Here is a 21,070-nt window from a genome sequence, read left to right on the forward strand (position 1 = left end):
GTGGCGAGTAGCAGAAGGTCTTTAGTCGCGATCCGGGCTGTCGAGAAATCGGTTGCTCATACGTGATTCCCTCGCTCCAATTTCCCCGTTTCGTTCAGGTTCCGACGTCATTGGCGTGTGTGCGGAGGCGTCGTCATTCCGTGCATGGATATTGCACGTGCAGTACCGCACGACCAATGTCAGCGGCCATTCGAATAGTTGGCGAACCTGAGCAAACGTGCCTGTTCGTAGCGAACAGAGTCATGGCAATCCGCGTTGAACATCGGATAGGTTCAACATATACATCAAAATATCTCGTTGAGATAATGGCAACCTCCTGCAAGCGGCAATTCAGGGAGAGGAACGATCATGGAAGCATCTTCGGGCAGTACCGGTCGCGAGTGGAGCGTGTCGCTGATCCAGACCAAGATGATGGCGCCACGCCTGCCGCCCGGCTGCGTGCAACGGCTCGCCTTGCTCGGCCGGATCGATACGCGCCGGCCGAACAGCATCGTTGTCGTGACCGCGCCCGCCGGTTTCGGCAAGACGACGCTGCTGGCGGGCTGGAGCGAGGCGCTGTCGGGCAGCAAGCATCCGGTTGCGTGGCTCAGCGTCGACGGAGAGGACGACGACCCGCAGCAGTTCGGCGCGTATCTCGTCGCGGCGTTTTCGCGTGCGTCGGAAGACATCGCGTCGCAAGCGCAGCAACTCCTGAACAACGACGCGCTGACCCCTATCAGAACCGTTCTTTCCGTGCTGTTGAATGGAATCGCCGCGTGCGGCCGGAACGTTTTTCTCGTTCTCGACGACGTCGATCGCCTCACCGCAAAACCGGTTCTCGACGTGGTCTCGCGCCTGCTGCGCTATGCGCCCGATAACATGCACGTCCTGCTCGGCGCGCGGGGCGAACCCGGGTTGATGCTCGCACAGCTTCGCTCGCCGGACAAACTGATGCGCGTCAATGCCGACGATCTGCGCTTTTCCATCGACGATGCACAAGCGTTCTTCCATCGCGCGGGTACCGTGCCGCTCGATCGGGACAGCGTAGAACTGCTGAACGAGGCGACCGAAGGATGGGTCGCGGGTTTGCAGCTTGCTTCGCTCGCCTTGAGTCAGGTGGGCGATGCGACCAAGCTTGCGCGCAATCTCGCGGGGCCGAGTTCGGGAATCGACCGCTATCTGAACGATACGGTGCTCGCGCATTTGCCGCCGCCGATGCTGAAGTTTCTGCTCTGCACGTCGATTCTCGAACGGCTCGGGCCTGGCGTGTGCGATGCGATCATGGACGAGGCCGGCGAAAGCGGAGAGAAGCTCGACTGGCTCGAACGGCACAACGTATTCATTCGACCACTCGACGAAAAGCGGGACTGGTATCGCTATCACGCACTGCTGTCCGATGCGCTGCGGCAGCGTCTCATGCGCCAGATGCCGCAGGAGGTGCCCGTGCTGCATCTTCGCGCATGCCAATGGTTTGCACGCGAGCGCTTGTGGCCCGAAGCGGTCCGGCATGCTCTTGCCGCCGGCGATCTCGATCTCGCGGCTCAATGGGTCGAGAACTGTGCGAGCGATATGATCGAGCGCGGTGATCCGTACACGTTGCTGGGCTGGATCAACAGATTGCCGCCCGATGTGGTGCTGGGACGCTTGAGTTTGCGTCTCGCCAAAGTATGGGGGCTCGCGTTTTCGCTGCAGACGACGCGGGCGTCGAAGGAGATTGGCGCAGTCATCGACGAATTCGATCGCATGCGCCGCGAAGAAGGCCGCGTGATCGACGCAGTCGTACTGGAAGAAATCAACGCGGTCGGCGCATTGACTGCCGGTATTTCGGACGACAGCGAACGCGCGCTGGAACTCGGAAGCACGGTCGGGGCGTCGGGCGTAGAGGTGGCGCCGTGGATCTCGCGTTATGCGCAGTCGGCGCAATTCTTCGGGCTTCTGTATCGCGGCAGATTCGATCAGATCGCTCTCATCCGGGAGCGCATGAAGAACCGCGTGGAAACGACGGGGCCCGCGCGGCATTACTCGGTCTTGCTGCGCGACGCGATGTACGGTCTCGCCGCGCTGATCCATGGCGAGTTGCCCGAGGCGAAACGCACGTTCGAAGCCACGCTGCAACTCGCCGAACCCGCGTTGAGTCCTTTATCCGCGGGCGTGACCGGCGTGGCGAGTTGCCTTGCCAGCATCTACTACGAGTGCAACGAACTGGACAAGGCCCGCAGCGCGATTGCGGGCCGCACGAACATTGCATTGGAGACCGCGCCGCTCGGTTCGCTCGTGCGGCACACGATTTCGGCGGCACGTCTGCTGTGGCGTGACGGCGAGATGGGTTCGGCGCTGGCCGTGCTCGAAGACGGCCGCCAGGTGGCGATCAACCGGCACTGGTTGCGTCTGAAGCTCGCGTGCGACGCCGAAACGGTACGACTGCTTATCGACGACGGCAAGCTGGCGGAAGCAAGGCAGATCGCCGACGAACTAAGCACGAGCGTACCGGCGCTATGCGAAGGGCGGGGCGGGTCCGCGCTGGAGACGTGGGCGAGTTATTGCGTTCTGCAGGCACGGGTTCTGCTTGCCGAGAATCTCGCCGATAAAGCCGCTGCCATTCTCGAACGCCAGCTCGACACGCTCGTCAAAATGGGCTGGCGTGCTCTGGAAGCGCTCGTCGCGCTGCTGCTGGCGCGAGCGTGCGCGCAATGCGATGCCGCCGAAAAATCGTTCGACGCATTGAATCGCGCGCTGCGCATCGGCGTCGAGATTGGGCTCGTCAACAGTTTCGTCGACGAAGGAGCGCCGATTCGCGCGCTGTTACAGCAGTTTCGCCAGAACGCGGGCGACGCTGCAAGCACGGAGGTGGCCTATGCCGACCGATTGCTCGCCGCGTTCGATGAACTCGATAGCTCGTCGCGATCAGGTGCCGCGAGGCCGCTCAGAGTGATGACGTCGTCGTCGGAGATCCTCAGCGTGCGGGAACTGGAGATCGTCAATTGCGTGGCGCTCGGGTTGTCGAATAAGGAAATCGGACGCTCGTTGAAGCTCGCGCCCGAGACCGTCAAGTGGCACTTGAGGAATATCTTCGAAAAGCTCAACGTGAGTTCGCGCATCGAAGCGGTGCAGAGCGTTCTCGGGCTCGGGGTCGGCGAAGGGCGCGCTGCGATGTAGATGCTGCGCGCCGCTACTTGTCGAACAGCGCCGTATACCGGCGCTGCATTTCTTCGGGCGCCACCGCTTCGATCTGCGAGCCGAGCATCCATTCGTGGCCGAACGGATCGCGTACGGTTGCCGAGCGTTCGCCATAGAATTGATCGGTCGGCGGGCGAACCACGGTCGCGCCCGCTTTCACCGCCTGCTCGAAAAGCGGGTCGACGTCGTCGCAATGGATGTGCAGCAGCACGCTCGTTCTGTTCTCGGCGCTCGGTCCGAGCATGCCGTGCTCGGGGTATTCGTCCGACAGCATCACGATCGCCGGGCCGATTTTCACTTCCGCATGGCCGATCCGGCCGCCCGGTTCGGTCAGACGAAACTGTTCGACGCCGCCGAACGCCTGCGCGTAGAACTCGATGGCCTGCGCGGCGCTGCGCACGCGCAGATACGGATAGACCTCGTGAATCGTGTTCATCGTCACCTCCGGGGTTGCCGATGAACGATTATCGGCGAAATCGAGTTCGTTTTGCATACCGGGCGACGACGCAATACCTCGCGCGAATGTCAGCGCAAGAAGCGGATGGCGAGTACATTTTCCGCTTCATATCGTTCACTCCAGACGCGGCCATTCCGCTGCGTCGCTCATCGATAGCAAGGAGTCGAACAATGCCGATGCCGCTTCTCTCGCTTCATGCTCTCGCGGCGCAACGCGGTGATGGTCTGCGCCCGGAGCTTCTCGAGTTGTTCGCGCGTCATGCGAGGCCGTGCGTGGGGCTGAGTGTTTCTATCGAGTCGGAACCACACGAGACCCTAATCCAGGAAGACCCGTACGATCAGTCATTGACGGGGGACGCCTCTCTTCACGCAAAAGGACGGTAGCGATGCGACCCATTTCGACGCCACCGGGTGAGTGCCGACCCGCTCGATGCGAAGGCTGGCTGTGAGGGGCACGGGATTACAATCGTCCGATTGATACGGCATCCTACTATTCATGAGGCACGAGAATCCCATGAATCCATCGAACCCGTCCGAACGTATCGACCAGATGATCGCGGCTCTCACCGACTGGCGCGGTGAAACCTTCGCACGCATCCGTAAGACGATTCTCGCGGCGGATCGCGGCATCGTCGAGGAATGGAAGTGGATGGGCAGCCCGGTCTGGTCGCGCGACGGCATGATCGCGGTCGCCAATGCGCACAAGGGCAAGGTGAAGGTGACGTTCGCGCACGGAGCGGGACTCGCCGATCCGGACCGGCTCTTCAACGCGGGTCTCGAAGGCAATGCGCGGCGCGCGATCGACTTTCTGGAAGGCGACAAGGTCGATGAACGGGCGCTCAAGGCGCTGGTGCGCGCGGCGATCGAGTACAACCGGGCGCATCTGAAGAAGAATACGCGGGGCAAGAAGGGCGAGGATGCATAGCCCGACCGAACGCGCCGGCTAAGCAGGCCTCGGGCGATAAACGAGGCGGGGCAAGGCGGGCGGCGCACTACCGTGTCGTCATCGATCGAATACCGGAATTGATATCGATATCGCCAAAAATATAATTGGAAAGATATCAACCCGCTCCGTACACTTCACCATCCCCAGAGCCTGAGAGAGGCCTTCCGTCATCGTGCCGGTCGCGTGGCGCCGGTTCGGTCAAACCGGCCGGCGCGGTGTCCCGGCACATGCATCAAGGACAGAGCATGTCGGAAAAAAAGCGGAAATTGCGCTCAGCCGAGTGGTTCGGTACAGCTGACAAGAACGGCTTCATGTATCGAAGCTGGATGAAGAACCAGGGCATTCCCGAGCACGAATTCGACGGCCGTCCGGTGATCGGCATCTGCAATACATGGTCGGAGCTGACGCCGTGCAACGCGCATTTCCGCAAGCTTGCCGGACACGTGAAGCGCGGCGTGTACGAGGCGGGCGGTTTTCCGGTCGAATTCCCGGTGTTCTCGAATGGCGAATCGAACCTGCGGCCGACCGCAATGCTCACGCGCAATCTCGCGGCGATGGACGTGGAAGAAGCGATTCGCGGCAACCCGATCGACGCGGTCGTGCTGCTATGCGGCTGCGACAAGACCACGCCCGCGCTGCTGATGGGCGCGGCGAGTTGCGACGTGCCGGCCATCGTCGTGACGGGCGGCCCGATGCTGAACGGTAAACTCGACGGCAAGAACATCGGCTCGGGCACTGCGGTGTGGCAGTTGCACGAATCGCTGAAGGCGGGCGAGATCGACCTGCATCAATTCCTCTCGGCCGAAGCGGGCATGTCGCGCTCGGCGGGCACCTGCAACACCATGGGCACGGCCTCGACGATGGCCTGCATGGCCGAAGCGCTCGGCGTGTCATTGCCGCACAACGCGGCGATTCCCGCCGTCGACTCGCGCCGCTACGTGCTCGCACATATGTCAGGAATCCGTATCGTCGAAATGGCGCTCGAAGACCTGATGCTCTCGAAGATCCTCACACGCGAAGCGTTCATGAACGCGATCCGCACCAACGCGGCGATCGGCGGCTCGACCAATGCAGTGATTCATCTGAAGGCGATCGCCGGGCGCATCGGCATCGATCTCGAACTCGACGACTGGGTGCGCATCGGCCGCGATACGCCGACCATCGTCGATCTGATGCCGTCGGGCCGCTTTCTGATGGAAGAGTTCTATTACGCGGGCGGCCTGCCGGCGGTGCTGCGCCGGCTCGGCGAAGCGAACCTGCTGCCGCATCCGGGCGCGTTGACGGTCAACGGCAAATCGCTATGGGACAACGTGAAGGATGCGCCGAGCACCGATGACGAGGTGATCCGTCCGCTCGACAAACCGCTCGTCGCCGATGGCGGCATCCGCGTGCTGCGCGGCAATCTCGCGCCGCGCGGTGCCGTGCTCAAGCCGTCGGCGGCGACGTCCGGCTTGCTCAGGCATCGCGGACGCGCGGTCGTATTCGAGAACCTGGAGCACTACAAGGCGCGCATCGTCGACGAAACGCTCGACGTCGATGCGAACTCCGTGCTGGTGATGAAGAACTGCGGGCCGAAGGGTTATCCGGGCATGGCCGAAGTCGGCAACATGGGATTGCCGCCGAAGCTGCTGAAGCAGGGCGTGAAAGACATGGTGCGGATTTCCGATGCGCGCATGAGCGGCACCGCGTACGGCACGGTCGTGTTGCACGTGACGCCGGAAGCGGCGGCCGGCGGTCCGCTTGCGGCGGTGCAGGACGGCGACTGGATCGAACTCGATTGCGACGCAGGCACGCTGCATCTCGACATCAGCGACGCGGAACTCGCGCGCCGTCTCGCGCAGCACGTGCCGCCGCAGCCGCCCGAGGGCGGCGGGTATCGGCGTCTTTATATCGATCACGTGCTGCAGGCCGATGAGGGCTGTGACCTCGACTTTCTCGTCGGGTGCCGGGGGGCGGTAGTGCCGCGGCATTCGCATTGAGGCTTTCAACACGGGCGGCGCTCGTCTTCCTGCTGAGCAGTCGTGTGCGACGCTCCCTATCTGTGGTTCGGCCGCGTGATACGCATGAGTACCTGCAGGTATTTGCCGTTGTCGATGCCGGTTTCTCCTGGCATCCCGAATCTTTTATTCTCTTCGGAATGATCGAGTAGCTCAAATCCCACTACGAACTCCGACATTCAACGTCTCGCCGGGTGCTTTGTCCGCACACATTCGAAATAAAAGAAAGTGCAGAAATGGTGCATGACCTTTTTCGTCTGCTCTGCAAGCAGATTTAAGCGTTGTCTGACTGTATCGAGAGGAAATCCACTGTAGCGTTGAGTATTCACGATACGAATCCTGTTTGCGGTTTCGTAGTCCACGCGCTGCACGCGCGTTTACTTCAACGTTGTCTGGTCCGAAAAGGCAAGAAGGGTGGCGCAAGATATTTTTATCAAGATCGATGGGATTGCAGGAGAGTCTCGTGATGAACTGCATCTTGGGGAAATACAGGCCAGCAGTTGGCGGTGGAAAATGTCGCAGCAATCCCAGGTGATGACGGGCTCTGGTCGTGGCGTAGGCAAGGCAACAGCCAACGACCTGGAGTTCGTTCATCAAATCGACCGTGCGAGTCCGAATCTGATGCGCTACTGCCTTACCGGAAGGCATATACCCAAGGCGGTACTCAGTACGCGCAAGTCAGGCGGTATTCCGATGGATTTTCTGAAAATTGCGCTGGGCGACGTAGTCGTTACCGCGGTCGAGCCTATTGTGTTTGGTGATAGTTGTTACGAGCACGTCGCGCTGTCATTCGCCCGGGTCAAAAACGAATACACGCTTCAAAGTCCAACGGGGGGAAGCGCGGGAGCGGTTACTGCCAGTTTTGACATCAGAGAGAACCTCGAGCGGTGAAGCGCCCTAACTATTACGCACTCGCCATTGGGGTGGCTGCATCCATTGCGGCCGCGTTTTCCATTTACTCAACCATCGAATTTCGTCTGTCATCCGTCGCGACGGCGGGAACTGTCGTCAGCCTGAATTCCGGTGGGCATCACCCGCGGATAGCCTTCGATGCAAAGAATGGGCAGCACTATGAATTGCCGACCGGCACGATCAGGTCGTTCGAAGTCGGCCAGGCTGTTCTCATTCGCTACAACCCCGGGAACCCGGGCCGCTCGGCCATGATCGATAGTGCGTTCGATCTATGGGCTCCATCCGTTTTCCTGTTGATTCTCGCCGTGGGTTTTCTCGATGCGGGGTTTAGAGGCGAGGCACTTGGAAAGGGCTGGCGATAATGGTTTTGCGAGAGAGTCACTGGAGATTCAATACTAGCGCGGGCATCGGAATTGGTTTCGGCGCGTTCAAGTCAGAAAGCGGTATGTTTGCGCTCGATGCCCCGTCGGGTCAAACGTATGAGTATATTTACGGCGGTTTTGGAGTCGGCACATCCCGTGGGCTTGCGACGCTGCTTCGCATCCTGCGACTCGCACTGCCGAAGGTCCTCGTTAAAAGCGACGAATTGAGCGGATCAGGTTCGACGGCCGACTTCACCAGCAGGGGCAGACTGTATCTGACGGATTCGTTTAAAGGCAATGACTTGACGAATCCGCAAAGCCTCGAAGGCGGAACGATCTATCTGGAAGGGGCCGCCGGTTATCTGTTTGGCGGCACAGGCTCATTCATGCTTCTCGGCATCCACGCGGATCTTCTTCTCATGGCAATCGTGAAGCCGGATCTGATCGGCATGGCAATTTGCAGCGCGCCGGCAGCATTGATAGTGGGCGGGGTCAACGAAGGTCTGCAAGATGCCGTGGGATTTGCCTTCATGTGCGGAAAAATAAAATGCAACGGCTTGTATGTCGATGGATAGGCCGTACATTGCCGTGCCGCGCGATGCAGGAGTCGTTGAACCGTTGACCTATCCGCTCGATAACCGGGCACCGCCAGATTCCACGCAAACTTCCACGCAAACGCCCCCACCAAAACAAAAAACGCCTCACAGAGAGGCGTTTTCCACTACAGCATTCACCACAGCAACCCGGCAAGGAGCGCATGCGCTCCTTGCCGGCAACAAGCCGCTTAGAACTTGTGACGCAGACCGACGCGGAACGCCAGCTGGTTGTCGGCCGTACCCGACGTGCCGAAGTAGCTCGTGCTCGAACCGATCTGAGCTTGCAGATCCTGCGTGCCCTTGTGGCCCGAGGCGATCTGGTAGATGCCGAGCACGTAGACGTCCGTGCGCTTCGACAGCGCGTAGTCGCCGCTCAGGTCCACCTGGTTCCAGTGACCCACGTTCGCGCCGCTCAGGTGCATGTACGTGTAGCCCGCGCCTGCCGTGATAGCCGGCGTGATCGCGTACTTCGCGCCTGCTTCGTATGCGGCGAACGTCGTCGACTGGCCCGAGATCGGGGCGAGGCGCGTGTTCGTGTACAGGGCCCACAGCATGGCCGGTCCGATCGTGTAGCGGCCGCCGACGCCGAACGTGCGCAGATCCTGGATCTGGCCGACGCCGGTCGTCGCGAAGCTCACGTTAGCCAGCGAGGTCGAGAAAGCCGGCGAAGCCTGACCCGGATAGCGGATGTCCGTGTAAGCAGCGCCAAGGCCGAACGGGCCGTTTGCGTAGTTCGCGCCGAAGCTGTAAGCACGCGACGAACCTGCGGTCGTGCCCACAGCCGGCGTGCCGGCGAAGCCGCCTGCCGTGTTCGAGAAGCCGTACATCGCGCCGAAGGTCAGGCCCGAGAAGTTCGCGCTCGAGAACTTCACCGCGTTGTTGATACGGCTCGACGTGAGCTGGTCGACGTCGTTGATGTGGTACGCGTAGTTACCCGCGACGGTGTTGCCGCCGGTCGAGTAGTTCGAGCCGAGCACGTCGGTCGAGAACGAGTACTGGCGGCCGAACGTCAGCGAGCCGACGTTGTTTTGCGACAGACCGACGTACGCCTGGCGGCCGAACATCGCGCCGCCCTGGCCGGCCGTGCCGTTCGCGCTGCTGAAGCCGTTCTCCAACACGAACAGTGCCTTCAGGCCGTTACCGAGGTCTTCGGTACCACGCAGGCCCCAGCGGCTGCCTTGCGCAACGCCGTCGTCGAACTTCGTGAGGCTGTCGTGGCCAGTCGACGTCTTCGAATTGTTGACGTAGCTGATACCCGCATCGATCACGCCATACAGCGTGACGCTGCTTTGTGCGTGAGCGGCGCTTGCGAAGAGGGCGAAGGTAGCGGCGGTCAGGATTTTCTTGTTCAAAACATTCTCCGGTTGAAAATTGGATGATCGCGACGCGCTGCTCTGCGGCAAAGTCGCGCGATTGCCGGCAATTTAAGGGGGCGCTGAGTAGGCTATGTGACAGTGAAAAATTTTTGCCAATCTGTCGTATCGACGCGACACTTTGCTCGTGTGCGGGCCGATAAAGAGAAAAAGGGGATCGCCTGCCGTGTCGGCAGGCGATCCCCTTTTTTATCGGGAGTTGGTGCGACTAAGGCGCTGTTATCAGTTGCTCAGCAGCGAACCGCTTCTGAACGGCGTGGCACCGGCAATGCGGGCGAATTCGAGCCCGGCCGTCGCGAAGCGCGTGAGATGCCGCGCGTACAGCACGCCGGCCACGCTGTTTTTGATCGTGACGACGCGATCCGTCAGCGGATCGACGATGTCGGCGATTTCGTGGCCCGCGTCGACCCAGGTGCCGACTTCGCAGCGGTACACGAGCACGCCGCTGATCGGCGCGACGAGCGGCTCCGTGCCCGCGAGCGGCGTGGCGGCGAATTCGAGCGGCGGCAGCGGGGCCGGCTCGCCGTCGATCACGCCGCGCGAGGTCAGGTACTCGACGATCGCCTGCGCGTCGTGTTCCGCGTACTCGTACGACACCTCGCGCTGGCCGCGCAGCTCGATCGTGACCGAGACCGAACCGTTCGGAATCGGGAAGCGCTCGCCGAAGCGGCCGCGCAGATCGGACCAGCAGAAGCTGTGGATTTCATCGAACGGATTGCCGACCGAGTTCAGCGCGAGCAGCGACGCCTTCGCGTCGAGATAGCGCGCAAGCGGTTCGACTTCGGGCCACAGATCGGGGTTCGTGTAGAGGTGCATCGCGGCCTCCCAGTCGCAGTGCAGATCGAGCACGACGTCGGCGTCGTACGAGAGCTTTTGCAGCGCGAGGCGCTGCGAGGCGAGTTCGGTGGCCGGCTGCTGCGCGTCGAGCGCCTCGCGCATCGCGGCGCGGATCGCCGTGCGGTTCGCGTCGATGTCGCCGGTCAGGCGGCCTTCGATGTCCGGCAGCACGAGCGCCGCGAGATCGTGGAAATTGCGGTTGAAGTTCTGCGCGGTGCCGGTTTCGAAGCGGCCCATCAGATGGCCGAGCAGGTGCTGGTTCAGGCCGATCGGGTTCGGCACCGGCACGATCACGACTTCGCCGCGCAGCTTGCCCGCGGTTTCGAGCGCGGCCAGCTTGCGGCGCAGCGCCCACGACACCAGCATGCCGGGCAGTTCGTCGGCATGCAGCGACGACTGGATGTAGATCTTCTGTCCGCCGGCCGGGCCGTAGTGAAAACTCGTGAGGCTGCGGGCGGTGCCGAGCGACGGGGCAATCAGCGGATGGGTTTGCGTTTGCATGATTTTCGAAAGCCGCGGCTCACAGGTGCAGGCCGCGTGATGGGGTTGGTTGCAATGGAGAAAGCATGCTGCCGGGGGGACGGCCCGCGGGTGCGGGCCACGGGCGGCGGTACTGCGGGCCGCGCCACGTTTGTGCACGATCTTAGCCGATATGCCACACGATGTGGCTCGAAGAGCGCAGATGAGCGGGCGGGGCGGTGGCATGAGCGCGGTGCAACCATGGCCCAGGCGGGATAAAGGCGGCACCCAGGCAGAACCCAGGCGGAATACAGGCGCGGCACAAAACAGAACGGGCTCCGCATCGCGGAGCCCGTTCGAGAGCCAGCCGGCCGGCGCGCCGCGAGGCGCGCGTCGTGGCGTTAGCTGCCGTACACGTCGAAGTCGAAGTACTTCTGCTCGATCTTCTTGTAGGTGCCGTCCTTGATCATGTCGGCGATCGCCTTGTCGACCTTCGTCTTCAGATCGGTGTCTTCCTTGCGCATGCCGATGCCGGCGCCGGTGCCGAGAATCTTCGGATCGTCGAGGTTCTGGCCGACGAACACGAAGCCCGCGCCGCGCGGCGTCTTCAGGAAGCCCTGCTCAGCCTGCACCGCGTCCTGCAGCGCCGCGTCGAGACGGCCCGAGATCAGGTCGGCATACACCTGGTCCTGGTTCTGATACGGCACGACCTTGGTGCCCTTCGGCTCCCAGTAGGTCTTCGCGTAGGTTTCCTGGATCGTGCCCTGTTCGACGCCGACCGACTTGCCCTTCAGCGAATCGGCGGTCGGCAGCAGGCTCGAACCCTTCTTCGCGACGAGGCGCGTCGGCGTGTTGAACAGCTTGGCCGAGAACGCGACCTGCTCGGCGCGCTGCGGCGTCATCGACATCGACGACAGCACGCCGTCGAACTTCTTCGCCTTCAGTGCCGGGATCATGCCGTCGAAGTCGTTTTCGACCCACACGCACTTCGCGCCGACGCGCTTGCAGATTTCGTTGCCGAGGTCGATATCGAAGCCAACGAGCTTGCCGTCCGCGCCCTTGGACTCGAACGGGGGATAGCTGGCGTCAACGCCAAAACGGATCGTCGACCAATCTTTAGCGTGTGCGCCAATCGAGACGGTGGCAAGCAAAGCAACCGTCAAAGCCGCTAGCAGTTTTTTCACTGTTTTTACTCCTCGGTGTAGTTCAATTACGACCACCTGCGGTTGTGCCGCCGCGGTCTGCCCGGCACGACTTGCGGCCGGGCCTGGTCCAGGTTGCAAGCCGGGCTGGCCTGCAACGCGCGCCAAGCTTATCAGTTCAAAAAGATTGGGAAGCTAGTAAAACACCGGATGGCGCACGCGGCGGGGCCCGCGGACGAATCCGGCTGCCGGAGCGAGTCCAGATTGTGGGACAAAACGGCCGCGAGCGCCGCGACTTCCGCATGCGATTTGCGCATGCGATTTCAATGCCGCCGGCCATGCCATCGCCGCTCCCGAACGGGAGCCGGCGCGCTCAAGATTTCACGCAATTTGCCGATAACGCATTGTGCATAGCTGGAATCCGTTGCCGTCATCAGACTGTTTTTCGATGCAGCTTGAGCCAGGGACAAAAAACGCTGCTTTGGCGCTATCATCGATGCTCCTTGCGTTCGCCGCGGCCTTTCTCGAAGGGCTTGCCGGCGCAACGGGCGGGCCAGTCTGTTGCAAGTCGTCGTGCGCCACGCCGGCTTTCAATACCGCATGTTTGAGCTCGCTCAAAGGGCCTTCTGCTAAACGGTGTTATTCATGCACACGATGTCGACGGCGGATGAAACAGGCAGTGGCATTCGGCTTTTTCAGCGGCAAGTCGCGGGCGTTGGCGCGCCGGTCCGCGCGTTCTCGATGTGTGGCGACTTTTTTCGCGGTTTTGTCCGCACGATTATTCGCTCTGCATTAATCGCGGTATCGCCGGTTTTCCGGTCCCCCGTTTCGGCGTTGCTGATCGCCGCCCTGTGCTGCATCGGTTTGAGCGCGGCCACCTCCGCCCGCGCCGCCGACAAGGTCCTGCACGTGCTTGCGTGGCCCGGCTACGCGGACCCCGACGTCGTCAAGGCATTCGAGGCGCGCTATAACGCGAAGGTCGAAGTCACGCTGGTCGATTCCGACGAGGCGCTGTGGTCGCAGATGCACGGCAAGGATGCCGGGCAATTCGACGTGCTCGCGGCCAACACCGCCGAAATCCACCGCTATACGCAGGCGAATCTGCTCGCGCCGCTCGACCTCGCGAGTCTGCCGAACACGCGCAGGCAGTTGCCGCGCTTCCGGGCGCTCGGTTCGATCGAGGGGCTCACGTCGGCGGGCAAGGTGTACGCGATTCCGTTCACCTATTCGTCGATGGGACTCATCTACGACCGCAAGCAGGTTCCGGTCGCGCCGCATTCGATGCTCGAACTATGGAACCCGCGTTATCGCGGCAAGGTGCTCGACTTCAACAGCGCGCAGCACAACTTCTCGTTCACCGCGCTCGCGCTCGGCTATCCCGATCCGTTCCAGCTCGATCGCAAGCAGATGCGCACGGTCGCGCGCAAGCTCGTCGAACTGCGCCGCAATCTGCTCACGTATTACACGCTGCCCGAAGAGGCGACCGCGTACTTCATCGAGCACAAGGCCGCGCTGATGTTCGGCAACTACGGCACGCAGCAGGTCGAGCTGCTGCGCCGCGCGGGCGCCGACGTCGGCTATGTGATTCCCGACGAAGGCGCGCTCGCGTGGCTCGATTGCTGGTCGATGACGCGTGCGGCGAGCGACCGCCCGCTCGCGCTCGCGTGGATCAACTACATGCTCGAGCCCGACGTGAGCGCGTTGCTCACGCGGCGCCAGGGACTCGCGAACACGCTGAGCGAACCCGCGGAAACGAGTCCGAACGCGCATATCGTCTGGATCGGCCCGGTCGAGAATATCCAGCAGCGCGAGGCACTGTGGACGCGAATCGAATCGGGCGATCGCTCGGAGCGCTTCTGATGCTACGGCGCGGCCTGACCTTCAAGCTGTCCGTGCTGCTCGCGTGCATCGGCGTGCTGGCGTCGGGCGCGACCGGTTACTACGCGTATCACGCGAACCGCACGATGCTCGTCAACGAAGCGGAGCGCAGCCTGCTGACCTCGACGGAACTGCTCGGCCAGCGCATCGCGTTCTCGATCGACGACACCGCGTCCGACGCGCTCGTGCTCGCGACCATGCCTTCGTCGGCGAACGTCGCCGAAACCGACGACGGCGTGGGCGCGAACGCGCCGCGCGAGCGGCTCGCGCAGGTGTATTCGAGCTTCATGCTGCATCACCCGGAGTATCTGCAGGTGCGGCTGATTGCGCGCCGGCATCATGGGCTCGAACTGATCCGCTTCGATCGCGACAGCGACGGTCTCGTGCGCGTCGACGGCGAGGACCTGCAGGAGAAAGGTCAGTTTCCCTATGTGTTCGAGACGCTCGCGTTTGCGCCGGGGCGCATCTATACGTCGCCGATCGTCGTCAATCACGAATACGGCACGCACGCGGCGCAGGGCAAGCCGACGTTGCGGATCGGCACGCCGGTCGCGGACGCGAATGGAACCGTGGTGGGCGTCGTCGTGATCGACATCGATCTCGCCATCATGCTCAGGCGTTTGCAAAGCGATCTGCCGAGCGACTATCAGGTCTATCTCGCGAACGAATGGGGCGACTTCCTGGTGCATCCGGACCCGTCGAAAACCTTTGGCTTCGATCGTGGCCGGCGCGTGCTGATGCAGGACAGCTTCCCCGTGACGAAGCCGCTGTTCGCGCAGACGCAGGGCGAAGTGCTCGCGAACGGTCTCATGCGGCCGCGCCAGGCGGCGGGCCAGGTGCTCGCGTTCGTGCGCCGACGGTTCGGCGACTCGGAAGGCAACCGCTTCATCGTGCTCGGTCTCGCCAAGCCACTGGAAGACGTGCTGGCCGGCGCGAATCAGCTCGGCACGCGGATCATCCGCATGGTGCTGGTGTTCAGCGCATTGTCCGTATTACTGGCTATTCTGTCCGCGCGCGCGGTGACCAAGCCTTTGCATCTGCTCGCGCAGGCGGCGACGCACCTGTTCGCCGAGCACGCGATGAATCCGCTGCCGCTCAAGCGCACCGACGAAATCGGCGTGCTTGCGCGCTGCTTCGACCATTTGCGCCGCGAAATCCGCGCGCAGATGGATGCGTTGCACAGCAAGCAGAGCGAGCTTGCGCATCTCGCGACGCACGACGTGCTGACCGGTTTGCCGAACCGCATGCTATTCATGCAGAAGCTCGAAAGCGCGCTCGAGGCGGCGAAGCAGCAAGGCGCGGGGCTGGCCGTGCTGTTCGTCGATCTCGACCGCTTCAAGCCGATCAACGACCAGTTCGGCCACTCGGTCGGCGACAAGGTGCTGGCTGCGGTGGCGGGGCGGCTCAAGGGCGTGCTGTGTGCCGACGATGTCGTCGCGCGTCTGGGCGGCGACGAATTCATCGTGCTGATCGAGGGGCAGCGCGCGGCGGACGTCACGACCGAGATCGCCGCGCGCATCATGGACGCGCTGAACGAAACGCTCGTGATCGACGGCCACGGCATGACGGTCGGCGCGAGTATCGGCATCAGCGAATTTCCGCACGACAGCGGCAATGCCGAGGAACTGCTGCTGAATGCCGACGCGGCGATGTACGCGGCGAAATCGGGCGGACGTTGCGCGTACCTGCGTTACCGGGACCTGCTTGACGCGCAGGCCGGGACGGCCGCGAAGAATGGCCCCGCGCCGGCGCGGACGGACGAGAATGCCGCGGAGGATCCGGCGGAAGCACAGTAAAAAGCGCAGTAGAACGCGCGATCGGGCGCGCGGCGGAGCCGGTGGTTCGAGGCGCTTTCGATCCCGATCGTGCGGATTGCCTCACACGATCCGCACGCCGCCCCGGTAGGTCGCACGCGGCACCGGCAACTTGTTGAGCATCGTCACGCGCACGAAGTCCGCGCGCAGGCCCGGCTCGATCGCGCCGCGGTCGGTGAGGCAGGCGGCGCGCGCCGGCTCGGCGGAGACCGTCTGCATGGCGCGCGGCAGTGTCCAGTCCGCCTTGTCGACGAGTTCGAACACGGCGCTCAGCAGGCTCGACGGCACGTAATCGGACGAGAGAATGTCGAGCAGGTCCGCGCGTGCAAGCTCGAGCGCCGACACGTTGCCCGAATGCGAGCCGCCGCGCACGATGTTCGGCGCGCCCATGATCGTCGCGATGCCATGCTCGCGCGCGGCTTGCGCGGCAATGCGCGTGGTCGGGAATTCGGCGAGCACGATGCCCTCGGCCTTGGCCTGTTCGACGTGCTCGATCAGCGTGTCGTCGTGGCTCGCGACCGGAATGCCGAGCGTTTTGCAACGCGTGACGAGTTCGTGGCGATGCGTATCCGCATAACGCTCCTGTTCGACTTCCAGTTCGGCGAGCGCGGTCGCGACGCGCTCGTCGCTCATCTTGCCGTTGCGCTCCTGGTAGCGGCGCCATTGCTCGCGGTCGTGCCATTGCCGCTGGCCCGGCGTGTGATCCATCACCGAGGCGAGCCGCAGCAGCGGATGGGCGCACAACGAATCGAAAATGTCGATGACGTCGGCGGTCGCGATCTCGCAGCGCAGATGCAGAAAGTGTTCGGCGCGCAGCAGCCGGTGCGCGGCGAGCCGCAGCAGCGAGTCGGCGCATTTAGTCTGCAGATCGCGGCCGCGCACGCCGACGTTAAAGCGCGAGCCGATCGCGAGCGCGTCGAACACGGTCGTGATGCCGGCGGCCGCGACCTGTGCGTCGTGAATCACGAAGGCGGCGTCGGTATTCCACTCGACACCCGGCCGCGGCACGAGATGCTTCTCCAGATTGTCGGTATGCAGCTCGATCAGACCGGGCAGCAGATAGTCGCCGTCCCAGTCCTCGGCCTCGCGCGCCGAACTCGAGCCGCGCTCGACGTCGCGAATCATGCCGTCTTCGACGCGCACCACGCCGGTGAATACTTCGTCTCGCGTCACGACGCGAGCGTTCCTGATCAACATCGACTTGCTCCGTAGTCAGTCGGGCCTGAAGGGGTAGTACCTGGCAGTCTGCCACTGCTTCCTGTCATGCGATCTCAAGTACGGCGTGGCGCCGCGGCGGCTGTAGTTCCAGGCGGCGCGTCGCGACCTTGCTGCGCGTCTCTTCGTCATGAAAGATACCGACGATCGCCGCGCCGCGCTCGCGTGCCTCGACGATCAGATCGGCCACCACGTCGCGGTTTTCCGCATCGAGCGAGGCGGTCGGCTCGTCGAGCAGCAATAGCGGATGCTCCGCGATCAGGCCGCGCGCAATGTTCACGCGCTGCTGTTCGCCGCCCGAAAAGGTGGCGGGCGCCAGCGTCCAGAGCCGCTCGGGCACGTTCAGCCGCGCGAGCAGGCGGGCGGCGCGCGCGCGGGCTTCGTCTTCGGCGACGCCGCGCGACACCAGCGGCTCGGCGACGAGCGCGAGCGTCGGCACACGCGGAATCACGCGCAGGAACTGGCTCACGTAGCCGACCACGCCGCGGCGCAGACGCAGCACGTCGCGCGGTTCGGCGCCGACGATCGACACGGGCCGGCCCTGATCGGTCATGTCGCGAATCTCGATCGAGCCGGTGCTCGCGAGATAGTTGCCGTACAGACAACGCAGCAGCGTGCTCTTGCCCGCGCCCGAGGGCCCGACCAGCACCACGCATTCGCCGCGTTCGACGTCGAGCGACACGTCCGCGAGCGCTTCGATCTGCACGCCGCCCTGGCCGTGCAGCGTAAAGGTCTTGCCGATACTGGCCGCGCGCAGCATCAGCGCGGGGCGGGCGGCGAAAGCCGGGGCGCTGCTGCGCGCTGCGCTGCCTGCTTGCAGGTCTGCTTCAATGGATTGCATCGTGAGCCTCAAACCGGCAGAACCGAGGAAACCAGCGTTTGCGTATACGGATGCTGCGGATCGTCGAGCACCTGATCGGTCAGGCCCGCCTCGACGACTTCACCCGCCTGCATCACCATCAGCCGATGCGCGAGCAGACGCGCCACGCCGATATCGTGCGTGACGATCAGCACCGACAGATGCAGCGTCGACGTCAACGTGCGCAGCAGATCGAGCAGACGCGCCTGCACGGACACGTCGAGCCCAGCCGTCGGTTCGTCCATGAAGACGAGGCGCGGACCGGTGACGAGATTGCGCGCGATCTGCAAACGCTGCTGCATGCCGCCCGAAAACGCGGCGGGGAATTCGTCGATGCGCGTCGCGTCGAGTTCGACACGCTCCATCCACTGCGTCGCGGCGCGGCGAATCTCGCCGTAGTGGCGCGCGCCGACCGCCATCAGCGGCTCGCCGATATTCGCGCCGGCCGACACGCCGCTGCGCAGGCCATCGCGCGGATTCTGCTGCACGAAGCCCCACTCGGTGCGCATCAGCAACCGGCGGCGCGGCTCGGAGAGCGCGCGCAGATCGAGCGTGTCGCCATGCGTCGCGGTGTAGTGAAGCGAGCCGCTATCGGCCTCGGTTTTCAGCGCCAGCGTGTTGAGTAGCGTGGTCTTGCCCGAGCCCGATTCGCCGACGATGCACAGCACCTCGCCCGGATAGAGATCGAAGCTCACGTTGCGGCAACCGTTGCGGCCGCCATATTGTTTGGTCAGCGCGCGGGCGCTCAGAAGCGGCGTCATGCGGATTCTCCCTGGCGCGCGGTGGGCAGCAGCGGGGCCGGCGATTCGATATCGCCGTCGCCGCGCCGCTCGTGACAGTAATCGCTATCGGAGCAGACGAACATGCGCGTGCCCGCATCGTCGACGATCATCTCGTCGAGAAAGCTCTCCTTCGATCCGCACAGCGCGCAGGCATGCTGCCACTTCTGCACCTCGAACGGATGATCGTCGAAGTCGAGGCTGCGCACCGGCGTATAGGGCGGAATCGCATGAATGCGCCGTTCGCGGCCCGCGCCGAACAGTTGCAGCGCGGGGTTCATATGCATCTTCGGATTGTCGAACTTCGGAATCGGCGAGGGCGAGGTCAGATAGCGATGATTGACGATCACCGGATAGTCGTAGGTCGTCGCGATGCTGCCGTGATGCACGATGTCTTCATAGAGCTTCACGCTGATGAGGCCGTAATCGGCCAGCGCATGCAGCTTCTTGCATTCGGCGACGCGCGGTTCGAGCCGGTACAGCGGCTCGGGCATCGGCACCTGGTAGACCAGAATCTGCTTCTCGGTCAGCGGCGTTTCGGGAATCCGGTGACGGGTCTGGACGATCGTCGCCTCGGCCGTGCGGCGCGTGGTCGCGACGCCGGTCGTGCGGGCGAAGAAGCGGCGGATGTTGACCGCGTTGGTGGTTTCGTCGGAGCCCTGATCGATGACCTTCAGCGTGTCTGCCTTGCCGATGATCGCGGCCGTCACCTGAATGCCGCCCGTGCCCCAGCCGAACGGCAGTGGCATTTCACGCGAGGCGAACGGCACCTGGTAGCCCGGTACCGCGACGGCCTTGAGCAGCGCGCGGCGCAGCATGCGCTTGGTCTGCTCGTCGAGATACGCGAAGTTGTAGCCGTGCGCGGCGCTGTCGTGCGAGGTGCCCGTGGTGGCGGTGTTCGAAAGAGCGGTATCCGGTGCGTTCATGCTGCTTGCTCCCTGTCGGTGGCGGGGGGGACCCCGGTTGCCGCGTCGTGGTTTGACGCGTTTTCGCCCAGAGCGCGATGTTGCGCGCGCAGCTTGCGCACCAGTTCCAGTTCGGACTGGAAGTCGACGTAATGCGGCAGCTTCAGATGCTGCACGAAGCCCGACGCTTCCACGTTATCGCTATGCGAGAGCATGAACTCGATGTCCTGCGTCGGCGAGGCGAGCGTTTCGCCGAGTTCCTCGGCACGCAGCGCGCGATCGACGAGTGCCATCGCCATCGCCTTGCGCTCCGAGTGACCGAACGCGAGGCCATAGCCCTGCGTGAACGCGGGCGGCACCGAGCTGCTGCCCGCGAACTGGTTGATCATCTGGCATTCGGTGATGTCGAGGTCGCCGATCTCGACCGCCGCGCCGAGTTCGTCGAGCTCCATTTCGACCGCGATCGTGCCGAAGCGGATCTCGCCCGCGAACGGATGCGAGTGCGCGTAGCCGCGCTGCGTCGCATAACCCATCGCGAGCAGAAAGCCTTCGTCGCCGCGCGCGAGATTCTGCAGACGCGTCGCGCGGCTCGCCGGAAACGCGAGCGGCTCGCGCGACAGATCGCCGGGTTCCGCGCCGTCGGGCGACGGACGTTCCTGCTCGATCAGCCCTTCCTTGTCGAGCAGCGCGACGACGCGCGGCATGGGCTCGCCGGCCGGCTGCTGCGTCGATGCTTTGTCCGAACCCGATGCGCCGCCGTGCGCCATGTCGTCTGCGTCATGCTTGCCTTCGTCATGACCCTCGGCGAGCAATGCGAAATCGAGCAGGCGCTGCGTGTAATCGTAAGTCGCGCCGAGCAACTGGCCGCCCGGCACGTCCTTGAAGGTCGCCGAAATGCGGCGCTCGACCTGCATCGCTTCGGTATCGATCGCACGCGTATAGCCGAAACGCGGCAACGTGGTGCGATAGGCGCGCAGCAGGAAGATCGCTTCGACGAGATCGCCGGCGGCCTGCTTGATCGCGAGCGCCGCGAGTTCTTCGTCGTAGACCGAGCCTTCGGTCATCACGCGCGCGACCGCGAGACGCAACTGCTCGCGAATCTGCGCGACGCTGAGTTCGGCGACGCGCGTATCGCCGCGGCGCGCCTTGTCGAGCCTGCGCCACGATGCTTCGATCGCGCGTTCTCCACCCTTGACGGCAACGTACATCAGTTCACCTTCGCTTCAGTTGTGCGCGGCAGGCCGACGAGGCGCGTGCCGCAAACCAGATAACAGTCGATGCCGCACGGAAAGAGCGGGGCGAGCGCCGCGCGTTCGCGCCAGAACCGCGCGGGCAGGCCGGCCGGCGCAATCGTCGCGGTCTCGCGAATGCCGGGGCCGCGCAG

At 63.5% G+C, this 21,070-nt stretch carries 19 protein-coding genes; 8 read left to right on the forward strand and 11 right to left on the reverse strand.

Features of this window, described 5'->3' with window-relative positions:
* Nucleotides 1-348 precede the first annotated feature (348 nt).
* Complete coding sequence (locus GXB81_RS16545; protein WP_205989790.1) at nucleotides 349-3,135, forward strand: LuxR C-terminal-related transcriptional regulator; 2,787 nt, start codon at nucleotides 349-351, stop codon at nucleotides 3,133-3,135.
* Nucleotides 3,136-3,148: 13 nt separating this feature from the next.
* Here the strand turns inward: GXB81_RS16545 and GXB81_RS16550 are convergent, their stop codons facing one another.
* Nucleotides 3,149-3,592: a VOC family protein gene (locus GXB81_RS16550; RefSeq protein WP_167283685.1), complete on the reverse strand. Its 444-nt coding sequence runs from the start codon at nucleotides 3,590-3,592 to the stop codon at nucleotides 3,149-3,151.
* Between the two features lie 534 nt (nucleotides 3,593-4,126).
* On the opposite strand from GXB81_RS16550, the gene GXB81_RS16555 reads away from it, so the two are divergent.
* The 5 genes from GXB81_RS16555 to GXB81_RS16575 all read left to right on the forward strand — a co-directional run bounded on the left by GXB81_RS16555 (nucleotide 4,127) and on the right by GXB81_RS16575 (nucleotide 8,404).
* Nucleotides 4,127-4,537 (forward strand): DUF1801 domain-containing protein, encoded by a 411-nt coding sequence (locus GXB81_RS16555; protein ID WP_205989791.1) that lies wholly within the window; start codon nucleotides 4,127-4,129, stop codon nucleotides 4,535-4,537.
* 266 nt (nucleotides 4,538-4,803) lie between these two features.
* A complete protein-coding gene (locus tag GXB81_RS16560; RefSeq protein ID WP_205989792.1) occupies nucleotides 4,804-6,537 on the forward strand; it encodes an IlvD/Edd family dehydratase in 1,734 nt (577 codons plus the stop codon).
* A 432-nt stretch (nucleotides 6,538-6,969) separates the two neighbouring features.
* A complete protein-coding gene (locus tag GXB81_RS16565) occupies nucleotides 6,970-7,446 on the forward strand; it encodes a type VI secretion system tube protein Hcp (protein WP_205989793.1) in 477 nt (158 codons plus the stop codon).
* Nucleotides 7,443-7,829: a DUF3592 domain-containing protein gene (locus GXB81_RS16570; protein WP_167283688.1), complete on the forward strand. Its 387-nt coding sequence runs from the start codon at nucleotides 7,443-7,445 to the stop codon at nucleotides 7,827-7,829. The genes GXB81_RS16565 and GXB81_RS16570 overlap by 4 nt, the downstream gene beginning before the upstream one ends.
* Nucleotides 7,830-7,912: 83 nt before the next feature.
* Nucleotides 7,913-8,404 (forward strand): hypothetical protein, encoded by a 492-nt coding sequence (locus GXB81_RS16575; protein ID WP_205989794.1) that lies wholly within the window; start codon nucleotides 7,913-7,915, stop codon nucleotides 8,402-8,404.
* Between the two features lie 209 nt (nucleotides 8,405-8,613).
* Here GXB81_RS16575 and GXB81_RS16580 read toward each other — a convergent pair whose 3' ends face one another.
* The 4 genes from GXB81_RS16580 to GXB81_RS16595 all read right to left on the reverse strand — a co-directional run bounded on the left by GXB81_RS16580 (nucleotide 8,614) and on the right by GXB81_RS16595 (nucleotide 12,854).
* On the reverse strand, nucleotides 8,614-9,777 hold the full coding sequence (locus tag GXB81_RS16580) for a porin (RefSeq protein WP_205989795.1): 1,164 nt from the start codon (nucleotides 9,775-9,777) through the stop codon (nucleotides 8,614-8,616).
* Nucleotides 9,778-10,020: 243 nt separating this feature from the next.
* Nucleotides 10,021-11,136 carry a succinylglutamate desuccinylase/aspartoacylase family protein gene (locus tag GXB81_RS16585; protein ID WP_167039717.1) on the reverse strand — a complete coding sequence of 372 codons (1,116 nt, stop codon included), beginning with the start codon at nucleotides 11,134-11,136 and terminating at the stop codon, nucleotides 10,021-10,023.
* A 359-nt stretch (nucleotides 11,137-11,495) separates the two neighbouring features.
* Nucleotides 11,496-12,278: an ABC transporter substrate-binding protein gene (locus tag GXB81_RS16590; RefSeq protein ID WP_167039719.1), complete on the reverse strand. Its 783-nt coding sequence runs from the start codon at nucleotides 12,276-12,278 to the stop codon at nucleotides 11,496-11,498.
* Nucleotides 12,279-12,617: 339 nt separating this feature from the next.
* Complete coding sequence (locus tag GXB81_RS16595; protein ID WP_205989796.1) at nucleotides 12,618-12,854, reverse strand: hypothetical protein; 237 nt, start codon at nucleotides 12,852-12,854, stop codon at nucleotides 12,618-12,620.
* A gap of 123 nt (nucleotides 12,855-12,977) precedes the next feature.
* On the opposite strand from GXB81_RS16595, the gene GXB81_RS16600 reads away from it, so the two are divergent.
* Nucleotides 12,978-14,096, forward strand: a complete 1,119-nt coding sequence (locus tag GXB81_RS16600; RefSeq protein WP_205989797.1) for an extracellular solute-binding protein — start codon at nucleotides 12,978-12,980, stop codon at nucleotides 14,094-14,096.
* The gene (locus GXB81_RS16605) at nucleotides 14,096-15,910 is read left to right on the forward strand and encodes a diguanylate cyclase (protein WP_205989798.1); all 1,815 of its coding nucleotides are present in this window, start codon (nucleotides 14,096-14,098) and stop codon (nucleotides 15,908-15,910) included. Before GXB81_RS16600 ends, GXB81_RS16605 begins: the two co-directional genes overlap by 1 nt.
* 81 nt (nucleotides 15,911-15,991) lie before the next feature.
* Here GXB81_RS16605 and GXB81_RS16610 read toward each other — a convergent pair whose 3' ends face one another.
* The 6 genes from GXB81_RS16610 to GXB81_RS16635 all read right to left on the reverse strand — a co-directional run.
* Nucleotides 15,992-17,125, reverse strand: coding sequence for an alpha-D-ribose 1-methylphosphonate 5-triphosphate diphosphatase (locus GXB81_RS16610; RefSeq protein WP_167039727.1), 1,134 nt, complete (start codon nucleotides 17,123-17,125; stop codon nucleotides 15,992-15,994).
* Nucleotides 17,126-17,189: 64 nt separating this feature from the next.
* Nucleotides 17,190-17,984 (reverse strand): phosphonate C-P lyase system protein PhnL, encoded by a 795-nt coding sequence (gene phnL, locus GXB81_RS16615; protein WP_205989799.1) that lies wholly within the window; start codon nucleotides 17,982-17,984, stop codon nucleotides 17,190-17,192.
* Nucleotides 17,985-17,992: 8 nt separating this feature from the next.
* Complete coding sequence (gene phnK, locus GXB81_RS16620) at nucleotides 17,993-18,763, reverse strand: phosphonate C-P lyase system protein PhnK (RefSeq protein ID WP_167039731.1); 771 nt, start codon at nucleotides 18,761-18,763, stop codon at nucleotides 17,993-17,995.
* Nucleotides 18,760-19,707, reverse strand: a complete 948-nt coding sequence (locus GXB81_RS16625; RefSeq protein WP_205989800.1) for an alpha-D-ribose 1-methylphosphonate 5-phosphate C-P-lyase PhnJ — start codon at nucleotides 19,705-19,707, stop codon at nucleotides 18,760-18,762. The genes phnK and GXB81_RS16625 overlap by 4 nt, the downstream gene beginning before the upstream one ends.
* Entirely contained in the window at nucleotides 19,704-20,894 is a 1,191-nt protein-coding gene (locus GXB81_RS16630; protein ID WP_205989801.1) for a carbon-phosphorus lyase complex subunit PhnI, read from the reverse strand. The genes GXB81_RS16625 and GXB81_RS16630 overlap by 4 nt, the downstream gene beginning before the upstream one ends.
* Nucleotides 20,894-21,070, reverse strand: a 177-nt coding sequence (locus GXB81_RS16635; protein WP_205989803.1) for a phosphonate C-P lyase system protein PhnH, incomplete at its 5' end; no start/stop codon positions are given. The genes GXB81_RS16635 and GXB81_RS16630, both read right to left, overlap by 1 nt.

This window comes from Paraburkholderia sp. Ac-20336 (genome assembly GCF_017105025.1).
GTDB lineage: Bacteria > Pseudomonadota > Gammaproteobacteria > Burkholderiales > Burkholderiaceae > Paraburkholderia.